The sequence below is a fragment of the Paenibacillus sp. Marseille-P2973 genome (assembly GCF_018101095.1).
Lineage (GTDB): Bacteria > Bacillota > Bacilli > Paenibacillales > Paenibacillaceae > Fontibacillus > Fontibacillus vini.
Genome location: NZ_JAGQEH010000001.1, coordinates 177,624 through 198,116 on the forward strand (window position 1 = coordinate 177,624; position 20,493 = coordinate 198,116).

The following is a 20,493-nucleotide window of genomic DNA, read 5'->3' on the forward strand; positions in this document are numbered from 1 at the left end:
AATAACGGGTCTTCCCGGTACCGGACTACTGACAATTCTGCGTTCCCCCGGACGGCTCCAGACGGTAATTCAAAAGGGATCCGCCCATTCGGTTCGCAGCGACCACCGATTCTCTGAGCGGCGGGATTCCGCCTTCTACTAAGTCTTTCCAAGCCTTTGACGATATGCAATTAGCTATTTTATAACACAGAAACTTTCGTCAAGTCAAACCTCGGCTTCTCCCGAATAACGGTCGGATCGTGTCCGAATGGGTGGAAAAAGCGGTCAAACGCCCTTTTTTATGCTATAATGTTGCTGTTAAAAGGAGGAATTCCATGGTTCATGAAAACGATAACAACTCCGGCAAGGGAGGGCAAAGAAAGTCGCGAAGCGAATCCAGAAACAAGAAGCCCGTACGCAAACGCAGACGCGGCCGCTGGGTCTGGACTACGCTGGGATGGCTCGTTTTGCTCGGTTTTGCCGGGGCCTTGTTTGCCGGAGGGGCAGTATTCGGATACGTCTCCTCAATCGTCATAGACGAACCCGTGAGATCACGTACCGATATTGAACAAAAAATCGATCATAACGAAATCACCGGATTCGCCTACTTCCGCGACGGCCAGCCGATCGGCCAGCTGCGTTCGGAAGAGGACCGGCGGCCCGTCAGCTTCGACGAAATCCCTTCTTCCGTCATAGACGCTGTCATCGCTATTGAAGACAATCATTTTGAAGAACATAAGGGTGTGGACCTGAAAGGGACCATGCGCGCCGTAAAGCAAAAGCTGCTCAAAGAAGACATCCAGACCGGCGGGAGCACGCTCACCCAGCAATTGGCGCGCCGGGTATTTCTGAATCTGGACCGGACAGACAACCGGAAAGTAAAGGAAATTCTGCTCGCATTACGGTTGGAACGGTTTCTGAGCAAAAATGAAATTTTAACGGCATATCTGAACAAAGTACCGTTCGGGAACGGCTCCAACGGTTATCAGGTTTACGGGATCAAAGCAGCAGCCAAAGGTATTTTCAATATTGTTAATCTTGATGATCTGAACACTGCCCAGTCCGCCTATCTCGCCGGGTTGCCGCAGCTTCCTTCTTCTTATTCCGCCTATAACGGCAAAGGAGAGTTCAACCAGGAAGCTTTCGACCGCGCGCTCAAACGGCAGCGCCTAGTGCTTCAGCGGATGCTTGAGGAGAACAAAATAACGAAAGCCCAATATGACGAGGCGCTTGCGTTTGATATTAAAGGGTCGCTCGCACCGCAAACGAAGAAAGCTTACGAGACATTTCCGTACCTGATGCTCGAAACGGAGCGTCAGAGCGCAATTACGATCGCCATGCTGAACAATCCGGAGATGACCAAAGAAGAGGTCGCCAAAAACTCGCAAATACTTGAAGAAGCTCGTCAAGAGCTGCTGACCGGAGGGTATCGGGTTTACACGACGATCGACAAAAAAGTCTATAACTCCATGCACAAGGTTTCGGAAAACGAGAAGAATTTCTCCAAATACAGCGAAACCAAGGGGCTTGAGCAAGTCGCCGGCATGATGATTGACAATCATACCGGGGCCATCCTCGGAATGATCGAAGGCCGGGATTTTTATACGGAGCAAATGAATTACGCAACGCAAATGATACGTCAACCGGGGTCGACCATGAAGCCGATCGCCGCCTATTTGCCGGCGATGGAAGAAGGGCTGATCCAGCCCGCGAGCATCATTGACGATTCGCCGATGATTCTGCGCGATTACCAAAAAGGATATCACATCCCGGTCAACTCCAGCGGCGGCTATAAAGGCCTTGTAACCGCCCGGACCGCACTGAACGAATCGCGCAATATTCCGGCCCTGAAGCTGTTTAACGAAACTGTGGGCATCGAAAAGGCTTGGGATTTCTCCAAGAAACTGGGCATCACCACCCTCGATGAACAGGATTACGGGGCGCAAACCGGCGTACTCGGCGGTTTGAAATACGGGGTTACCGTGGAGGAACTCACTAACGCGTACACGGCAATTGCCAACGGCGGTGAATTCAACGACGCCTACATGATCGCCAAAATTACGGATTCCAAAGGAAAGATCGTGTATAAGCATGAGGTTGAGCCGAAACGGGTCTTCTCCAAGCAAACGGCTTATCTCATGACCGACATGCTGCGGACCGTAATCAAGGACGGAACCGGGAAATCGATTAAGAGCGATTTCAAGAAGTACGGGGAAATTCCAATCGTCGGAAAAACCGGAACGACGCAAAATTACGCCGACGTTTGGTTCATGGGCTATTCGCCCGACGTTACCCTCGGGGTATGGATCGGTTATAAAGAGCCGGTCAATACGCTGTCGGAGCCCGGCAAGTCCCGGGCCCGCTCGATTTGGGCCATGGTCATGAACGAAGTGACCGAGAATGAGCCGGATCTGTTCGTCACGCCGGAATTCGTCAAACCCGACGGCATCGTATCCGCGACCGTATCGGGCTTCAGCGGCAAGCTGCCGACGGAGCTTACCAAACAGGCGGGAAAAATGGTTACCGACATTTTCAATGCCAAATACGTCCCTAAAGAACCGGATGATGTTCTGGTCCGGATGAAATACATCACTTATGAAGGAGTCAACTATATTCCGCAGGAAGCTACGCCGGCGGATATGTTGCTCGAAAAAGTAGTGATGAAGCGTGAAAAACCGATCAAGGAACTGATCGATGAGCTTGAAAATGCCTTTGCAAAAATGAAAGGCGGTCACAAGCCGCTGAGCTACTACATGCCGAAGGATGTCGGCGAGGACGCACCGACTAAACCGGATCCTCGCGTCGATGACGGAGTAGCGCCTGCGGCACCGGCGAACGTAAAGCTTACGTCATCAGGCGGAAACTCGAAGGTCACATTTAGCAAAAATGCGGAAAAAGACGTGGTAGGTTATCGCCTCTATCGTTCCGAGGACGGCGGTTCCTTCAAGTATACGGGCCATGCAGCCCTAACCGGAGGGAGTACCGAGATCTCCGATTCAGGAGCCGGCGGGTTTACCCATTCCTACTACGTAACGGCTGTCGACGTAGCCGGCAAGGAATCCGAGCCTAGCGCGATCGTCAGCTCAGACAGCTGGATTCCTGATTTCCCGGGGACGGAAGGAGATCCTTCCGGGATGGAAGGCGAACCAGGCCAGGAAGGCCTTATGCTGCCGCCTACCGCTCCCGCCCAGGTAGTCGTTCAAGGGAACGGCGGCGATATTTCAATCCAATGGGCAGCGTCTTCTTCCATTGAGCAAGTTTCAAGTTATAACATCTATTATTCAAATACTTCGGACGGACAATTTGCTCTGCTCGGTTCGACTTCGGGCACATCGTTCTCCTTCAAAAGCGATACGACCGGCTGGGTTCAAGTCACAGCGGTCAATGCGCTTGGAGAATCAACGCCGTCCAGTTCCGTCCAGTTTGGCAAATAGCAAGCGCCGATGGATGCAAGAAGGCGGTACGCAAAGGTATGAAATCCTGCGTACCGCCTTTTTTTGCTTTTCTGTCCGGAAATTTCTTTTTAGAATACCTTAAAGTACCGAATCAGCGGCAATGCTGCACACTTCGTCACTCTGAGCTGCAATTGTTTAGTCCGAATCGCTGCAAAAGAATCGATCTTCTTATGACCGATCGCGGAACCCCTTATAACCTCAACCCAAGCACCGTCCTCCTGTTCCGCCTCCAGCACATATTCCTGGACCCGTTCGCCCTGGGAGATCTGTTCCATTAAGATGGTGTGATCGACAGATGTAATTTCCTCCAATGTCAGCGTCACCGTTGTACCTTCACCGGAGGTTTGCGCGATGGGATGATCAAAGCGACGGGAGATCTCATCCCCAAATTCGATGACCCGCTCCACATCGACGTCCGGGAGCAATCCGCGATCATCCGGTGATAGGTTGAGCAGCAACACGGCACCATGTCCGACCGATCGATAGTAAATATCCATTAAGTCCTCTAAAGATCGCAAGCTGCTCTCATCATTCGGATGCCAGAACCAATGGCGGGTTCGAATCGGAACATCGCATTCAGCAGGCAGCCAGCTCGATGTCTCCGGCAGCCAGGACAACATATCGCTCGTAAACATACTCACACGAGCCTCCGAAGATGTGTTCCAGCACGGATAAGGGGCGACACCATCTTCATTTCCTACCCAGCGTATGGTCGGTTGCCCCATATTAAAGATCATAGCGTCAGGTTGATGCTGTTTAACGAGTCCAATAATACGGGGCCAGTCATATTCCCTTCCTTCGGAACCAGCCCCGTCGAACCACACCTCAATAAGCGGCCCGTATTGAGTCAACAGCTCTGTCAGCTGTTCGGCGTAGAAAACGTCGTAAGCTTCCTTATCGGCATAACAGGGCTCGTGCCGATCCCATGGCGACAAATACAACCCGAAAGCAATGCCTTCCTCGCGACAAGCGTCAGCGACCTCACGCACTACGTCCCCCCGGCCGTCCTTCCAAGGACTGGATTTCACCGAATAATCAGTTGTCTTTGTTGGCCACAAACAAAAGCCATCATGATGTTTGGCTGTCAGAACCAAATATTTAAAACCCGCCCGTTTAGCTGTACGAACCCACTGACGTGCATCAAGCTGGGTTGGATTAAACTTTTCTGGCGAATCATTGCCACTGCCCCATTCCTGATCACAAAACGTATTCATGCCGAAATGACAAAACATGCCGAGTTCCATGTCATGCCATCTCAATTGCTGCTTTGTTGGTAAGGCAAGTTCCGGCTTATTCATCGTGAACACCCGCTTTCTATCCATCATTCCTTGAATGGTATGAGCTTAGCAGCATTTAGCTGCCGGAGCAGCCTGATAGTTTTCGAAATTGCTGAGGATTTTCATGATAGACCTTCTTGAACATTTTTGAGAAATAGGAAAAATTACTGTACCCTATCGTTTGCGCAATCTCGGAGATCGGAATCGTTGAGTTGACAATGAGTTCTTTGGCAATCCGCATTCTTTCATGAAGCAAATAATCCGTGATGCTCATTCCGACCTCTTTCTTGAACAGGCGGGAAAGATAGGCCGGGTTTAGATGAACGTATTCCGCAAGCATTTCGCGGGTGATATTGTCCCTCAGATGATCGTTAATATAGGCGCAAAGCCGCGGAATAACGGATACCTCCTGATAGAGGCAGCGATGCACTTTACGAATTAGCCAAGTTCCCCATTCTTCGATTTGCTCCAAAGTCCGAGGGGGCGTTTTGATTTTCGGCGCACCGGCTTCATGAATTAATTGGTGTGCGGACAGGCCCCTTTTCTGAAGTAAATAATGAATCATTTGCAGAAAACCTTGGTAATAGGCATGCAGGACATGGGCTCCAAATTGCCGGTCGGAAGACAGGAACTGAAGACTGTTCCTAAACTGCCGGATCAGCTCTTCCTCCTTACCGTTCTCAAGCAACAGCGCCCAGACCGTAAAATCAGGCAAGCTAGGGTCCGAGGCGGGCTCCGGGCTCCGCTTGCTCAACCAATTGAGTTGATTGGACAAACTGAGATTATTGTATTCCATCGCTAACAAAGCATTATACATTTTCGTAAGCTCGTGCAGCATAACAGGCTCGCCGATATAACAGGATACCGTACAGTTCAAATATTGACTGCAAGCATCTATATATTCGTTGCACTTCCGGCCGATACTGTCCAGCAGTGGAGGTAACTCCTCAGGCGATAAATAAAGGATAGCAATCGTGACCCCTTGTTTGGTTTGCACAACCTCTCCCCTGCAGTCGCCAATTAATAATTCAGAGGAGGATTGACGAATGGCATATTCCATCACTTCTTCGTCACGCGTATTCAGTTCCCGCTTCCAGTTCTCCACACTTATAACAACCGGTAAGAGCCGGTCGTCAGCCTGCAAAACGATGCCATATTCAGCCGGAAGACTGCAGATGTCCTCCGCCGTGGCCACGATCCGCTCCGAAAGCAGGTCGTACCAGAAACGCTCGCTTAGAAGCGTTTTTTTCTTGTTCCAAAGCTCGTAATATGGCTTATATTGTTCACTCTGGGCGAGTTCAGCGTTTTTCTTCTCTACGGTACGGATCGCCTTCCGAATGACTTCTTCCAAAGCTTCGTACTCAACGGGTTTCATCATGTAGTCGAAGCTGCTGAGCTGAACAGCCCGCTGCATGAATCGGAAATCATCGTGAGCCGTCAAAAAAATCGTTTCCGTTTGCGGTGAAAATTCGTTGACCCACTCCAGCAGCTCGATTCCCGTCCCTTTAGGCATTTCGATATCGCTAATCATGACGTTGATTTCCTGCTCTTGAAAGATCTTGATCGCTTCCCTCATGTTATAGGCATCAAAGACCGCAGTAACGCCCAATTCTCCCCAGTTAATGGCATCTTTAATCCCCATGACGGAGTACATTTCATCATCAACAATCAAAATCTGCATTTCCCTCATCCTCCTGCTGTGATTGTGTGACTGATTAGTATTGCGGTTTATCTCACTGCCCTGAAAAGTTTACCGGAATTCTCAATTCTATCAATGCACCGGTTGGATCACAATTTCCGAAATTAAGATGCGCTGCCTGCCCGTATAAGAGTTGCAGACGATGATAACTGTTCCATATGCCCAAATGCTGATCATTCGTAAGTTGGAAATATCGGCCGCTGCGTAAGGAGTCCAGCAACTCATCCGAGAATCCGCAGCCATTGTCCGCAATTACTATGCGGCAAAATCTTGGGTCAGCATCGATCATGGCCTTTATTTCGATATGAAAAGGATTCTCCATAAAGTCAAACCCGTACTTGATGGCATTCTCTATGAAAGGCTGTACAATTAGCGGAGGAATAGGAACCTCTTTAGCGTCTTCCTCTATCTCGATCCGAAAGGTAAGCCTGCCGGGAAAGCGGAGCTGCTGAATACACAAATAACTGTCCATATGCTCCATCTCTTGGGAAAGACTGACGAAAGGCTGACTCGTTTTGGTCGTGAAACGAAAATATTTCACCAGATTAAGACACATGGCCTGAATGACGGAAAAGTTTTTGAGCTGGGCAAGATTATAGATGACATTGATGCTATTTAACAAAAAGTGCGGATTGATTTGCAATTGCAAGTGCTTCAGCTCTGCTTTATGGGTTCGGATTTGCTCTTCATACACATTAATCTTCAACTTCTGAATTTGTTGTGCCATATCATTGAACGTTTCCGTGACCACATGAAACTCCCTGGAAGGTGTGTTGTTCAATCGTATAGCCCAATCGCCCCGCTTCAGCTTACGCATCCCTTTGAGCAAGGCATTCATCGGTCTGAGAATGATACTGTTGAGATAAACCAAATACAAAGACAACAAAACCAGAGCAAATAACGGAATCCAGATGATAACCTTGCGGAACCGATAGATCGTATCCAGCATTCCTTCTTCCGGAATGAAGGCAATCAATGTAACGTCCGTCGAATCAATCGGATTACTGACGACAACATAAGTGCCGTTCTCCCCTTTAAGTCTCTGATATCCCGCGTTCGAATTGATTAGCGGCGGATCCTTAAACCCGCCGATATCGAATCTCCCGGCCAGCAGTCTTCCCTCCGAGTTTGCAAGAGCGGAAAATCCCTCCCCGCCTAGCTGAATCAATTCCAGCGGAATCATCAGATGATCAAGCTGGACCCAGGCTCCCAAGTACATGCCGTATCCTGAGTCGACAATACGCGAAAGTGCGTAGAACCCTCCGCAGTCAACCGTCATCCACTCCTTGAATGCCGGGCTGTCCGGCGCCGCCCTATCCAGAGTATCCTGGATGCACTGCTTGATCGCCATTGTCTCTTCATAAGAATTCGATCTGATCGGAGTATGAACCAGATCGCGGTTCACCTTGGAATAAGCAAATTGAATATCGACACTATTATTGAACCGGTTGTACCGGCTGAGGCTGTTCAAGATTCGCATTTTGGTCAGCGTGTAATCCGCAGAGTTATAGACCATGTTATTTAAAGACAGAATATCCGCATCGTGGGAAGTTAAATCATATAGAAAGTTTGCCTCAATACCGAGGGTGGTCTCGATTTGATTGGAATAAAGCGTTATCATATTTTTATTTGATTCTGCCGCTTGCTCCCGAACCGAGCCGGATGCCGTAAAATTACTATAAATCAGCAGAATGACTAGAGGTAGCGTAATCGTGATAAAACCAATCGTTAGCTTAAAACGAAGAGATCCTTTGGGATTCATCGTTATTCTCTCCTCTTTCTAATGTTGGTTGGTGTACTTATTACAGCAATTATATCTCAACATGTAGTAAAAGGAAGAAGGAGTTGGATAACTAGGTTCCAACTCCTGACTTGCAAACCCTTCATTATTTGCTGGTTTTAGCCCATTCGTCCAACTGCCGTTGTTTCTCTTCCAGAATCTTCTGGAAACCTGCGGCATCCCGTTTAGCTTTGTATTTGGCTATCGTTCCTTCTACATCATCGATGGCGCCCGCATTCAAAACCATTTGGAATTCTTTATCCACGTTACCCACTGCCGCCAACTCCGCTTTAACCGGCGTTTCGTCAAAGGCAAAACCTAAAGCGATAGAGCGTTCGGCGCTAGCGTTAAACTTTTCGAATTGTTCCCATTTATCGGGATCCTCGTTAGCCCACAGGTAAGAGATAAACTGATTGCCGAACATCCATCCGCCCGGGCTTGGATATCCTTGAGTTTCCGCCGTTACACCTTCTGGATAATCAATCATGTTATCCGAGACCTTGACGTAGTGCTTACCCTCGATTCCCCAATCCAGCATATTGAGCAGCTTGGCATCCGTGTACAGCATATTCAGGAACATCATGGCTCTTTCAGGATCCTTGGAAGTCCGGGAGATCGCCAGCATAGCCCCGGTAGCTTCGCCGGTCGTGGTGTAAGGTTCAGCCGTCTCCACTTGGACTAACGGAAGCCCCATCGTTACCGACATTTCCTTGTCTTTACCAGGCTTGAGCGATTGGGCCAAGGCAAAGGCTTTTCCCGATTTAAGCATATTATCGGCTTGACCGCTGCTATCCGAAGTTACAACATCTTTATCGAACCAGCCATTCAAGTTCCATTGTCTCATCCGTTTAAGGAAATCGATGAACTTAGGATCTTCCAATGTATCGATAACTTTCAATTCCTTACTGTCCCGGGAGATCATCGAGTTGTCATAATTGGCAGCGGACCAAGTGCTTGCAAATTTATTACTCACAACAGGCACTATACCCGGCTCGTTCTCTTTGATTGTCTTGAACATCTCTTCCATTTCTTCCAGCGTTTTAATTCCTTCGGTATTGAATTGATATTTATCGACTAAATCCTTATTAAGAACGAAACCAAAGCCTTGGGCGAATTCCTTCTTTGTTGGTACGGCATAGGACTTGCCATTGATTTGCGAACCTTTGATAAAGTCTTCGCCAAGTACCGTCGGGATATCTTTTCCGTATTTCTCCATCAGATCGTTCAATTCGATAAATTGTCCTTTGGATACATCAAGGCCATAACCGAACCATCCTGCAGTAAACATTAAATCAAACGACTCACCGGAAATTTTCATCAAGTTAGTCTTATCCGTCCAGGAGCCCCAATCAATCGGCTTCAGCTCGATCGTTGCATTGATTTTCTCTGTCAAATACTTACTCATCTCTTCCTGGACAAGCGCCAGATCTTTCTGTGCGGTACCCGGATAAACAAGCGTAAGCTTATAAGGCTTGAGATTCGTCGTACCCTCTCCTTCATTTGTCGTTGCAGGGGTGTTCTCTCCGGTCGCATTTTTTGAGTCATTGTTTGTTTTCGAACCACAGGCAGACAGGACAAACACTACGGCCATAAGCAAAGCTAACATGGTGGATACTTTTTTCTTCATTTGGACCATTCCCTTCTTATCTATTTATTTAAGACCAGCAGTGCAGGCTTGGTTTAACCCTTAACTGCCCCGCTAGTAATACCGCTAATGTAGTACTTTTGAAAGAACGGGTAAGCCATTAGGAGAGGTGCAATGCCGATAATGGCAAGAGCCATTCGCACCCCTTCGGTCGGCATCTTGGCAAGCAGTTCACCGGCCTGGCTGGAGGTATCCGCCTTCATGACCAGGAACTGAACATTATTTAACGTCTTTGTCATCAGATACTGTATATTGATCAAATCGGGTTTATCGATGAACAACATGCAATTATACCAGTCATTCCAAAAAGCCAGTAGATTGAAGAGCGCAATCGTGGCCATAATGGGAGCGGAAAGCGGGACCACCAGCTTAAGGAAAATCGTTAGCTCACTTGCCCCGTCAATCGTTCCGGATTCGATGATGGATTCCGGAATCGTATTGGCAAAGAAACTTCGCATTAACAGGACGTTGAAGGCGCTCATCAAAAGATTGGGAATAATCATGCCGAACAATGAGTTTTTGAGGCCTATCATCGTTACGTAAGTGATATACCACGGCACCATGCCCCCGCTGAATAACATCGTGAAGAACAAAATGAACGACATCGACCGCCTTAAAGGCAGGTCCTTACGCGACAAAGGATAAGCGAAAAGCGCCGTGATAAATAAACTGACAACGGTTCCTATCAGCGTTACGAGGATGGTTACGCCATAGGATCTTGCGATCTGCCCAAAATCATTAAACAGAAACTGATAAGAGGCAAAGTTGAATTTGCTTGGAATAAAACTGTAGCCATTCTTGACAATAGAGCTCTCGTCCGTAATGGAAACCATAAATACCAGGACGAACGGCATCAGCGAAGCAAAGCTAAACAGAATGAAGAACAGATGAATGAATGACTTGCGAACACGTGCTGCAATCGGCATGGAAGGCCGCCTCCTCTCGTTAGAATAATGCATTGTCCTTGCTGATCCGGCGTACGGCAAAGTTCGCACCGAGAATCAGGAAGAAGCAGACGACGGATTGATAGACGCCGGCGGCTGTCGACATTCCAATGTCCCCACGCACGATCATTGCCCGATAGACGAACGTATCGATCGTGTTTGTAGTCGGCATTAGAGGACCGGAGTTCATCGGCACCTGATAGAACAAACCGAAGTCCGAGCGCATGATGGTACTAATCGAAAGAAGTGTCATCACGATAATCATAGGAGCAATAAGCGGCAGCGTAATCCGCGTCATTTGCTTCCACTTGCTGGCGCCATCAATGGTTGCCGCCTCGTAGTATTCTTTATCGATCCCGATGATGGCTGCGAAGTAGATAATGGCCAGGTAACCTACGCCTTTCCATGCATTGACGATGACCAATACGTAAGGCCAATAACTCGCTTCATTGTACCAAGAGATCGAATCGAAGCCGAACCAGTTCGCAAGCTGGCGATTGACAAATCCGCTCTCGGCATTCAAAAAGCTATATACCAGATAAGCGACTACAACCATGGAAATAATATGCGGAAGCAGAAACGTACTTTGGTAAAAACGGGTAACGACTTTGTCCTTGATCTCGTTGACCAACAGTGCCACAAGCAGCGCGAGACAGGTATTTACGATAATGAACGCTCCGTTATAGAGCACCGTATTTCTCGTAATTAGATAGGCATCCGGCGAGTTGAACAAAAACTTGAAGTTGTAGAGACCTGCCCATGGACTTCCAAAAATGCCATCCACATAATTCAATTCTTTAAAAGCCAAGATGACCCCATACATGGGAATGTAATTATTTAATATCAGATACAATAGTCCGGGAACCATCATAAGAAGCAGGGCCCTGTACTTTTTGATCTTTCTTCGAAAAGTGCGCATTCGGCCGGGAACTATAGCGGGAGAAACGGTAGGTGCATCGGATGATGCAAGCGGTTTCATAAAGCTCATCCTCTCTAGTTATTTCTTTCTGTCACTAATTATAGATGGACTCCGATTCCGCGAACTACTAGGATTGTGACTTATCATTATCACGTTTGTGACAACTTCGCCAGAAAGAACCTTCACATATTGACGATGCCGTTAGCTCCTCTTATGCTAAGTGCGTATACTCAAGGCGGTACTCCCGGGTAGTGGAGGAATCCGCCTTCAACATAGTTTTCTTACGAGGAGTGATACAAGTTGACGCAATCAGAAGCAAAAGCAGAAGCCGTAAAGAGAGTCTTTATTCTGGGTATGGATGGCGCAGGAAATTTCGTACAACAAGCGAATACCCCTCATCTGGATGCTTGGCTGCCACGCGGCGCCTTCACCTATGAAGCTCAGGCGGAATTGCCAACGATCAGTGCGGAATGCTGGGGTTCCGTTCTTCATGGAGTGAGACCTGACAAACACGGCTTAAACAATGACAAGGCGGCTAACGAGCCCTATCCGGCCGATTCTCCCTACCCCTCCCTCTTTCGGCTGATAAGGGAGCAACAACCGGATGCCAAGCTGGCTTCCTTTACCGGTTGGGACCCCATTAACTCCGGAATCATTGAAAATAATCTTGGAGTCTATAAGGTTTCCCTGCCCGATGCCGAGCTTGTCCCAGCTCTTTTAGGATATGTGGAAGAAAATCCTGACGTAAGACTATTGTTTCTGCAACTGGACGAGCCGGATGGATCCGGCCATCGACACGGCTATGGTCCGGATTCGCCCGAGTACTTGAAAATGATCGGAACCTGTGACGAGCGCATCGGGATGATATTGGCACGCTTGGAGCAATTACATCTTATAGAGGACAGCCTCATCATCCTGCTCACAGATCATGGCGGAGGCGGTGCGGAGACACATAATCACGGCAGCGATCATCCGATGGACCGCAACGTTTTCTGGGGTTGCATCGGCCCTGGCATCAAGCAAGGCCACCTGTCGAGTCCCGTATCCATCACGGATACGGCCCGGGTTACTGCACTGGCTTTAGGGCTGGCAACGCCGGCGGGATGGGATGCCGAATTGCCGAAGGATCTGCTAACAAGAGGAACGTTCTCCCGAGCATAGTACTGCGCACAGAATAGTATATGTTTTATGATTCTGACAAAAAAACGGGGCTATCCTGCGGCCATATGATGGCGCGGGATAGCCCCGTTTATTGCTCGATTAATTATAAATTAGTCCTCGATCGTCGACAGATCGCCCGCCGGGAGATTCAGCTCCCAGGCCTTTAACACGCGCCGCATAATTTTACCGGAACGCGTCTTTGGCAGTTTATCTTTAAACTCAATCTCTCTCGGAGCGGCATGCGCCGATAAGCCTTCTTTTACGAAACGGGATATTTCGGCCTTCAGCTCTTCGGAAGGTTCGAAGCCTTCTCTTAACGAAATGAACGCCTTGATAATCTCGCCCCGTGTCGGATCGGGTTTACCGATGACACCGGCTTCGGCGACCGCCGGATGCTCGACCAGCTTGCTCTCCACTTCGAACGGTCCGATCCGTTCGCCTGAGGAGTTGATCACGTCATCGATCCGGCCCTGGAACCAGAAATATCCGTCCTCGTCCATATAGGCCGTATCTCCGGAAATATACCAGCCCGGGATTCGGAAATATTCCTCGTATTTGGGGGCGTTGTTCCAAATGAGCCGCATCATGGACGGCCATGGCGTGCGCACAGCCAGGTTGCCCATCCGGTTAGGCGGCAGCTCCTTGCCGTTGTCATCGATAATAGCCGCCTGAATGCCTGGAACCGGTTTGCCCATCGAACCCGGCTTAATCGGCATGGACGGATAATTACAGATCAGTTGTCCCCCGGTTTCGGTCATCCACCAAGTATCATGGATCCGGTGTCCGTAGACTTTATATCCCCAACGAACGACCTCCGGATTCAGCGGTTCGCCGACCGAGAGAATATGCCGCAGCGTGGACAGATCATATTGTTTCACGATATCTTCCCCTGCACCCATGAACATCCGGAAGGCGGTAGGAGCGCTGTACCATACAGTGACCTTATTTTTTTGAATCGTATCATACCAGTCCCCGGGGCTAAAACGTCCCCCACGTACTACATTAGTGGCGCCGTGCAGCCAAGGAGCGAAAATCCCGTAAGAAGTCCCCGTCACCCAACCTGGATCGGCCGTACACCAGTAGACATCTCCTTCTTTAAGATCAAGGACTACCTTGCCCGTATAATAGTGTTGAAGCATGGCGTTATGAACATGGTAAACACCCTTCGGCTTGCCTGTCGATCCGGAAGTGTAATGGAGAATTAGTCCGTCTTCACGGTTTACCCATTCGATTTCGGCATCACTCGAAGCATGCTCCATCTCTTTAAAATAATCAATAATGCCTGCTTCAGGCTCAATGTCCTTTCCCACCAGAAAAATATGATGCAGCAGCGGCAGCTCATCCCGTTTCACCCTCGGCAGCAAAGTCGTTGTCGTTACAAGCGCAACCGCTCCGCTATCCTCCAAACGGTCTTTGACCGCGGTCTCCATAAACGCCTCGAACAGAGGACCGACTACGGCCCCGACTTTCAAGATTCCTAGAATACTGACGTATAATTCCGGGCTGCGCGGCATAAACACAAATACGCGATCCCCTTTGGAGATCCCCTGACTGCGGAGCACATTGGCAAATTGATTGGATTTCTCCTTCAAATCTTTGAACGTGTAAGTTTCTTCCCGGGTCGGGTCGTTAAACCGCAATGCGATCCGGTCGCCTCTTCCCTCGTCTACATGACGGTCGATCGCTTCATAAGCCATGTTGACCTTTCCGGTTTCATACCAGGAAAACTGCTTTTCTACGTCCTCCCAGTTAAAGTTGGCATACGCTTCTTCGTAGTTCCCCAGGTTTGATGAAGGGGCTCCCGCTGAAATAATTTCTCCCTGCATTTGACTCATCGTTCCATCCTCCCTTGATCTGAACAAAAGTTTAATAGAATAGATCAAAATCATGAAAACGGATACAAAGAACATGTGGTTGAAAGATCACTGAGCGACGGCTAATAGGACGGCATCCGTTTGATCAGAAACGCGAAAAAGACCGCAAAGAAAGTATGCAACAAAAATCACGATGTCAAGTGAAAATTGTGAAAATTTTATGTCGGAAACATTATAACATACGTCTTACATAGCGGCTATACTTTTCAAATTTTCATTTTTCTGTTATAAGAGAGTGGAACGAGCAAAGGAGGCGGCAATGATGGAACACCGAAAAACGTATATCCGCCATACCCTGCCCCATGAAAACCACGAAATTGTCCTGGAAGGCCCCGTAACGCCATCCCATCTCCGTACCCTGCGGATGCATCCCGAACTGGACGCCTTCCGCAAACCGGAGGATCAGCACCTGGCTCTGATTGAAATCGCCGGCCTTCCGGAAGGGCGGATTATTTTGGCCCGGGAAAATGACGTGATCATCGGCTACGTGACTTTTCACTATCCCGATGAGATGGAGCGGTGGTCTCAAGGGAACATGCCTGACCTGATCGAGTTGGGCGCGATTGAAGTGTCCAATGAATACCGGTCCCTGAAAATCGGCTCCCGCATGATCTCCACGGCGTTTGAAGACGGTCAGATGGAAAAGTACATCGTGTTTACTACCGAGTATTATTGGCATTGGGATCTTAAAAGCAGCGGCTTATCCGTTTGGGATTACCGCAAGATGATGGAACGGCTGATGCAAACCGTTGATATGGTCTGGTACGCGACCGATGATCCGGAAATCTGCTCCCACCCCGCCAACTGCCTGATGGTCCGGATCGGCAAGGAAGTTCCGATCGAATCCGAAGAACAGTTTGACAGAATCCGTTTCCAGCAGCGCTTCATGTATTGATTATTTACTCAAGAGGAAGGACGCGTGACGCCATGTCTGGAAGCGCTTTATTTGTTCATCACGATAAATCGATGAATTACCGGTTTCACGATCATCATCCCTTCCATCCGATCCGGCTGCAGCTCACGCTTGACCTCTTATCAAGCATAGGGGCGCTTGCGCCCTCGCAAATGCTATTGTCCCGTCCGGCATCGGATGAAGAGCTGATGTGGATCCACCAACCGGCCTATATCGAAGCGGTAAAAGCTTTGAGCCAAGCTACGCCCGAGCCCGATTGGATCGGGCGGGCCGAACAATACGGCCTGATGGACGAGGATACGCCCTATTTTGCCGGAATGCACGAAGCAGCCTCTTATGTAACCGGAGGCACAATAACGGCCGTGGAAGCCGTTATGTCCGGGAAATCTACCCATGCCCTCCATTTGGGCGGCGGTCTGCATCATGCCTTGTCCGCGAAAGCGGCCGGGTTTTGTGTATACAATGATGCCGCCGTAGCGATCTCATATGCCAGACGGCATTATAATGCCAGAGTCCTTTATGTCGATACGGACGTACATCATGGGGACGGGGTGCAGTGGAGTTTTTACTCGGATCCGGAGGTATGTACATACTCTATCCATGAGACGGGCAAGTATTTATTTCCCGGAACCGGGTATCTCAACGAAAGAGGGGAACACCAAGGCTACGGAGCATGCCTGAACGTCCCGCTACAGCCTTATACCGAGGACGCTTCCTGGATGGAATGCTTCGAGCAGTCCATCTCCCGTCTGACGGCTTACTTCAAGCCCGACCTCATCGTCAGCCTCCACGGCTGCGATGCCCATGCGCTGGATCCGCTGAGTCATATGCATTGCAGCATGGATATTTACAACCGGATGCCGGCGATTCTGCACGAGTTGGCCCATACTTACTGTGAAGGACGATGGGTCGCCGTGGGAGGCGGGGGTTACGACATGTGGCGGGTAGTTCCGCGCGCTTGGGGGCTGTTGTGGCTGGAAATGAGCCACCACCCTTTGAAGCAGGCTCTGGACGAGGGGGATCCCGCCCATGCGCACCTGCCCCAGAGCTGGATAGACAAATGGCAAGGGCAGACGCAACAGACGCTGCCTACCGAATGGCTGGACGATTTGTCCCGGTGGGAAGGAATTCCGCGAAGAGACGAGATCACAGCAAAAAACCGCGAGAATCTCGCGGTTGCGTTGCAGGAATATCCTGAGACGTGATCTAGGATGCCTCGAAATGGCGGATCATATCTTCCACGATCTCGAAAGAACGTTTCGAGGCGGCTACGGTAAATTCGGCGAAATTCACATTGGCCGTGCCGTCCGCCTTGTCCGACATCGAGCGGAGAATGACATAAGGCACCGAGTTCGTATAACATACTTGCCCGATTGCGGCGCCCTCCATCTCCACGCAAGCGCCGCCCATCGTTTCGTGCAGCAGGCGGACCTTTTCCGAATCGGCGATGAATTGATCGCCGGATAACACTCTGCCGATCACATAGCCTTGTTCCTTGCACACGCGGGAACAGGCTTCCTCGGCCAGCTTGATAAAGCCGGGATCAGCGGGGAAATCCGAGGTTTCCTGAAAAGGGATAATCCCCCGACTGAAGCCGAGCGGGGAGCAATCCATATCGTGCTGCTGGCAAGAAGAAGAGATTACGATATCCCCGATATTAAGCCCCGGGTCCAACGCTCCCGCCACGCCCGTGAACCAGACCGCTCCGATATCAAAACGGTCGATCAGGATTTGCGTCGTAATCGCCGCGTTTACCTTCCCCACCCCTGATTTGCAAACTACCACTTCCTTGCCGTGAAACCGGCCTTTTACAAAAGAAATGCCCGACTGCATGACCTGTTCCTGGCCTTCTATCCCTTGCAGAAGCAAGGCGATTTCCTCATCCATGGCTCCGATAATTCCGATGGTTGTCGGCACTCGTGCTTCGCTCCTTTACTTTCAGCATCATTTTATAATGTAACCCGAACCCGAACTACGGAAACGTTATTTTATAACATATAAAAAGCTCCTGAATCAGGAGCTTTTTGCCGTATAACCTTTTTCATATATTTGTCTGTTGTATCTCTCTTTATAATCAAAACCAGCCTTTAAATATGGCTGACGGACAACCGCAAAATCGTTTCGTGCGGCAGAATCACGCGAGGGTTCTCTACCGTTTCCTTCTTCATCAGCTTGGTAAGTAGACGCATGGCCACCGCGCCAAGATCATACATCGGCTGAGCTACCGTGGTCAGCTGAGGCCGTACCATGGAAGCCATACGAATATTATCAACGCTGATAATGGAGAAATCGTCAGGCACTTTAAGACCTTCGTCCTGGATACTGTGGATCGCTCCGATCGCCATCTCATCCGTAGCCGCAAAAATCGCGCTAGGGCGTTTCTTAAGCCCAAGGAAATATTTCATCGCTTCAACGCCGGATTCGTAACGATAGTTCCCGATGCGAACCAAATCCTCATCGTGCGGAATTCCCGCGGTTTCTAACGCGCGTTTATAACCTTGGAACCGAGCATAGCCGTTCGCTGGATCCTGCAGCGTACCGCTGATCATCGCAATATGCCGGTGCCCGTGTCTTACCAGCGTGCTCACCGCATCAAATGCAGCGGCTTCGTGGTCGATATCGACGGAAGGGATCGCCCCGTTCTCATCGCTCGTAGCACACAAAACGATCGGCACAGCCGAGGTCTGGAAAGCCTGCACGTGCTCTTCCGTCACCGTTCCGCCCATGAACAGAAGCCCGTCCACTTGCTTTTCAAGCAGGGTGTTGATGACGCGAATTTCCTTTTCCTTCTTCTTGTCGGCATTACACAAAATAATATTATAGTGGTACATGTTAGCGATGTCTTCGATGCCTCTCGCAATCTCCGCAAAAATCGAATTAGATATATCCGGGATCACCACTCCGACCGTGGTCGTCTTCTTGCTGGCAAGCCCTCTTGCCACCGCATTCGGACGATATCCCAAACGTTCAATCGCTTCATAAACTTTCTTCCGGGTTTGCGGCTTCACGTTGGGATTGTTATTCACAACCCGGGAAACCGTTGCCATCGAGACGCCCGCTTCACGTGCCACATCGTAAATGGTAACCGTCACATTCTTCTCTCCATTGCCAATAGATTTTCAATCGTTGTCCAACCAAAGTCCCTGCTGCTCAATTAAATTTATGATACGACAAAATATTACTTTACGCAATGATAACGCTTCATTTTGCAAGAATTCCTCTTATTGCATCCACCGTAATTTTAGAATGGGAAGCATGCCATACCGCTTGGCCGTCTTTAACCAGCAGCGCTTGAGGAGATTCGTGCTTGACGCCAAGCTTCTCCGCCGCCGCGTTGGATACGTCGCGGTCTTCAACCACATAAATCAGCCCATATGTAATCTTCTCATTCGGAGCGTCGTTCAGGTAATCCGCCAGCTCCCGGTGAGCCCCGGCGCTAATCGGACATCTTGTACTATGCTTGAACAGCAGCAGCGGCTGGTCCGCCGATTGCTCAAACGCCTTCTGAAGATCCTCAGTAGTAGTTATTCTCTTCAATTCGGACATCCCGCATCCGTCCCCTTTCAGAAAATAATTTTCACGTTTTCTATTCATATCTTACCAAAAAGGGAAAGCTAAAAACAACTTATAACGACAAATTCATATCAATTTCCTTCTATTTCGCACTTAAGGACTGTCCCTTTTTAACAAATTTCGACAAAGGTGCCAGCCGGACGGCAATTTCATTCATCCAGGAAGTGTCTCCCATTTTTTGCGCGCATCCGTATATATCGAGCAGCAGATTGATCCGTTCGTTGCAGCTTTGCTCCAATAACACCCTAAATGCCGAAGGGTCCAGCTTGGCTGCTTGTGATGACAGGCCGTATAACACGTCCGCCAATTCGTTGATTTCGGTAAAATAAACACGCACGCTCTCGCCTTGCTCCTTCAATTGGCTTAACAAGTCGATTACATCCGCCTTAAAGGAAGGCAGCACTTCATAGTAATTGCATTCTTCGCACTCTAGAATCGGAACCCGGTCGACCTGGAACTTGTTTTCGAAAATAACCAGCCTAAAACCGAGGTTCATGTTTTGTCCGCAGCGGCAAAGCTTGCGCACAGGATCACCTCATTTAATCCTCAACATTTTATTTAATGTAATAATCGCTAAGTAAAGAATAAATAACCATGCGACAGCATCATGAAAGAAATCTTTATTTTTGATACAATTAAAATATCGAAAACGATTTTCGTCAAGAGTTTCAATAGACAGGAGGAGAAAGTTTTGAGACTTACTGGAAAAAAAGTGATAGCTCTGGTGGATGAAGAATTCGAGGATTTGGAGCTTTGGTACCCGATTTACCGCGTTCGGGAGGAAGGTGCCGAGGTGCATTTGGCAGGAGCGGAGAAAGGCAAAAAATACATCGGCAAATACGGCGTACCCGCTGAGGCCGAATTTTCGTTCGAGGAAATCCGTGCCAGCGACTATGACGGAATCCTGGTTCCGGGCGGATGGGCTCCGGACAAGCTGCGCCGTTACGGCAAAGTGCTGGATATTATTCGCGAAATGAATAACGACAAGAAGCCGATCGGCCAGATCTGCCATGCCGGCTGGGTATTGATTTCCGCGGGCATCCTGAAAGGAGTCACGGTCACTTCAACGCCGGGAATCCGCGACGATATGGAGAACGCCGGAGCCATCTGGAAAGACGAGCCGGTCGTTGGCGACGGGCATATTATTTCGGCGAGACGTCCGCCCGATTTGCCGGAATACGGCAAGGCGTTCGTGGATGCTCTGGCTGCTGCCGCAAAATAGGATAAAGAACGAAAAAGCCGGAGGGAGATCACTCTTCCCCCGGCTTTAATAT

The 20,493-nt window shown here is 49.2% G+C and carries 16 protein-coding genes and 1 other annotated feature (1 of these 17 cut by a window edge); of the genes, 5 read left to right on the forward strand and 11 right to left on the reverse strand.

Translation table 11 applies throughout. The features are described from left to right. Positions 1–160 (reverse strand) — a binding site (T-box leader); it reaches 107 nt to the left of the window's first position. Between the two features lie 154 nt (positions 161–314). Continuing rightward, positions 315–3,413, forward strand: coding sequence for a transglycosylase domain-containing protein (locus KB559_RS00855; RefSeq protein WP_211019706.1), 3,099 nt, complete (start codon positions 315–317; stop codon positions 3,411–3,413). An 89-nt stretch (positions 3,414–3,502) separates the two neighbouring features. Here the strand turns inward: KB559_RS00855 and KB559_RS00860 are convergent, their stop codons facing one another. The 6 genes from KB559_RS00860 to KB559_RS00885 all read right to left on the reverse strand — a co-directional run bounded on the left by KB559_RS00860 (position 3,503) and on the right by KB559_RS00885 (position 11,698). Next, positions 3,503–4,732, reverse strand: coding sequence for an alpha-L-fucosidase (locus KB559_RS00860; RefSeq protein WP_211019707.1), 1,230 nt, complete (start codon positions 4,730–4,732; stop codon positions 3,503–3,505). 55 nt (positions 4,733–4,787) lie between these two features. Continuing rightward, positions 4,788–6,392 (reverse strand): response regulator, encoded by a 1,605-nt coding sequence (locus KB559_RS00865; protein ID WP_211019708.1) that lies wholly within the window; start codon positions 6,390–6,392, stop codon positions 4,788–4,790. A 52-nt stretch (positions 6,393–6,444) separates the two neighbouring features. Next, positions 6,445–8,172 carry a sensor histidine kinase gene (locus tag KB559_RS00870; protein ID WP_211019709.1) on the reverse strand — a complete coding sequence of 576 codons (1,728 nt, stop codon included), beginning with the start codon at positions 8,170–8,172 and terminating at the stop codon, positions 6,445–6,447. A 124-nt stretch (positions 8,173–8,296) separates the two neighbouring features. Next, on the reverse strand, positions 8,297–9,817 hold the full coding sequence (locus KB559_RS00875) for an ABC transporter substrate-binding protein (protein ID WP_244861396.1): 1,521 nt from the start codon (positions 9,815–9,817) through the stop codon (positions 8,297–8,299). 53 nt (positions 9,818–9,870) lie between these two features. Continuing rightward, on the reverse strand, positions 9,871–10,761 hold the full coding sequence (locus KB559_RS00880; protein WP_211019710.1) for a carbohydrate ABC transporter permease: 891 nt from the start codon (positions 10,759–10,761) through the stop codon (positions 9,871–9,873). Between the two features lie 19 nt (positions 10,762–10,780). Continuing rightward, complete coding sequence (locus tag KB559_RS00885; RefSeq protein ID WP_211020200.1) at positions 10,781–11,698, reverse strand: ABC transporter permease; 918 nt, start codon at positions 11,696–11,698, stop codon at positions 10,781–10,783. Positions 11,699–11,998: 300 nt separating this feature from the next. Here KB559_RS00885 and KB559_RS00890 point away from each other — a divergent pair, with 300 nt between their 5' ends. Beyond that, positions 11,999–12,859, forward strand: a complete 861-nt coding sequence (locus KB559_RS00890) for an alkaline phosphatase family protein (protein ID WP_244861394.1) — start codon at positions 11,999–12,001, stop codon at positions 12,857–12,859. Between the two features lie 110 nt (positions 12,860–12,969). Here KB559_RS00890 and acsA read toward each other — a convergent pair whose 3' ends face one another. Next, positions 12,970–14,694 (reverse strand): acetate--CoA ligase, encoded by a 1,725-nt coding sequence (gene acsA, locus KB559_RS00895; RefSeq protein WP_211019711.1) that lies wholly within the window; start codon positions 14,692–14,694, stop codon positions 12,970–12,972. A 301-nt stretch (positions 14,695–14,995) separates the two neighbouring features. Here acsA and KB559_RS00900 point away from each other — a divergent pair, with 301 nt between their 5' ends. Then, the gene (locus KB559_RS00900; protein ID WP_211019712.1) at positions 14,996–15,628 is read left to right on the forward strand and encodes a GNAT family N-acetyltransferase; all 633 of its coding nucleotides are present in this window, start codon (positions 14,996–14,998) and stop codon (positions 15,626–15,628) included. A 32-nt stretch (positions 15,629–15,660) separates the two neighbouring features. Beyond that, positions 15,661–16,851, forward strand: a complete 1,191-nt coding sequence (locus KB559_RS00905; RefSeq protein ID WP_211019713.1) for an acetoin utilization protein AcuC — start codon at positions 15,661–15,663, stop codon at positions 16,849–16,851. 1 nt (position 16,852) lies between these two features. On the opposite strand, the gene KB559_RS00910 is transcribed toward KB559_RS00905, so the two are convergent. The 4 genes from KB559_RS00910 to KB559_RS00925 form a co-directional block, all read right to left on the reverse strand. Beyond that, entirely contained in the window at positions 16,853–17,563 is a 711-nt protein-coding gene (locus tag KB559_RS00910) for a 5'-methylthioadenosine/adenosylhomocysteine nucleosidase (RefSeq protein ID WP_211019714.1), read from the reverse strand. Between the two features lie 170 nt (positions 17,564–17,733). Further along, positions 17,734–18,738 (reverse strand): catabolite control protein A, encoded by a 1,005-nt coding sequence (gene ccpA / locus KB559_RS00915; protein WP_211019715.1) that lies wholly within the window; start codon positions 18,736–18,738, stop codon positions 17,734–17,736. 109 nt (positions 18,739–18,847) lie between these two features. Continuing rightward, positions 18,848–19,192 (reverse strand): bacillithiol system redox-active protein YtxJ, encoded by a 345-nt coding sequence (gene ytxJ / locus KB559_RS00920; protein ID WP_211019716.1) that lies wholly within the window; start codon positions 19,190–19,192, stop codon positions 18,848–18,850. A 109-nt stretch (positions 19,193–19,301) separates the two neighbouring features. Beyond that, positions 19,302–19,745, reverse strand: coding sequence for a hypothetical protein (locus KB559_RS00925; RefSeq protein ID WP_211019717.1), 444 nt, complete (start codon positions 19,743–19,745; stop codon positions 19,302–19,304). 165 nt (positions 19,746–19,910) lie between these two features. On the opposite strand from KB559_RS00925, the gene KB559_RS00930 reads away from it, so the two are divergent. Then, complete coding sequence (locus KB559_RS00930) at positions 19,911–20,441, forward strand: type 1 glutamine amidotransferase domain-containing protein (protein ID WP_211019718.1); 531 nt, start codon at positions 19,911–19,913, stop codon at positions 20,439–20,441. Positions 20,442–20,493: the final 52 nt, after the last annotated feature.

Excerpts from the sequence above, each read along its gene's own strand:
- KB559_RS00870 (WP_211019709.1), bottom strand. The coding sequence starts at position 8,172 with ATGAATCCCAAAGGATCTCTTCGTTTTAAGCTAACGATTGGTTTTATC.
- KB559_RS00855 (WP_211019706.1), top strand. The coding sequence starts at position 315 with ATGGTTCATGAAAACGATAACAACTCCGGCAAGGGAGGGCAAAGAAAG.
- KB559_RS00865 (WP_211019708.1), bottom strand. The coding sequence starts at position 6,392 with ATGCAGATTTTGATTGTTGATGATGAAATGTACTCCGTCATGGGGATT.
- acsA (WP_211019711.1), bottom strand. The coding sequence starts at position 14,694 with ATGAGTCAAATGCAGGGAGAAATTATTTCAGCGGGAGCCCCTTCATCA.
- KB559_RS00905 (WP_211019713.1), top strand. The coding sequence starts at position 15,661 with ATGTCTGGAAGCGCTTTATTTGTTCATCACGATAAATCGATGAATTAC.
- KB559_RS00860 (WP_211019707.1), bottom strand. The coding sequence starts at position 4,732 with ATGAATAAGCCGGAACTTGCCTTACCAACAAAGCAGCAATTGAGATGG.
- KB559_RS00900 (WP_211019712.1), top strand. The coding sequence starts at position 14,996 with ATGGAACACCGAAAAACGTATATCCGCCATACCCTGCCCCATGAAAAC.
- KB559_RS00885 (WP_211020200.1), bottom strand. The coding sequence starts at position 11,698 with ATGCGCACTTTTCGAAGAAAGATCAAAAAGTACAGGGCCCTGCTTCTT.
- KB559_RS00880 (WP_211019710.1), bottom strand. The coding sequence starts at position 10,761 with ATGCCGATTGCAGCACGTGTTCGCAAGTCATTCATTCATCTGTTCTTC.
- ytxJ (WP_211019716.1), bottom strand. The coding sequence starts at position 19,192 with ATGTCCGAATTGAAGAGAATAACTACTACTGAGGATCTTCAGAAGGCG.
- KB559_RS00875 (WP_244861396.1), bottom strand. The coding sequence starts at position 9,817 with ATGAAGAAAAAAGTATCCACCATGTTAGCTTTGCTTATGGCCGTAGTG.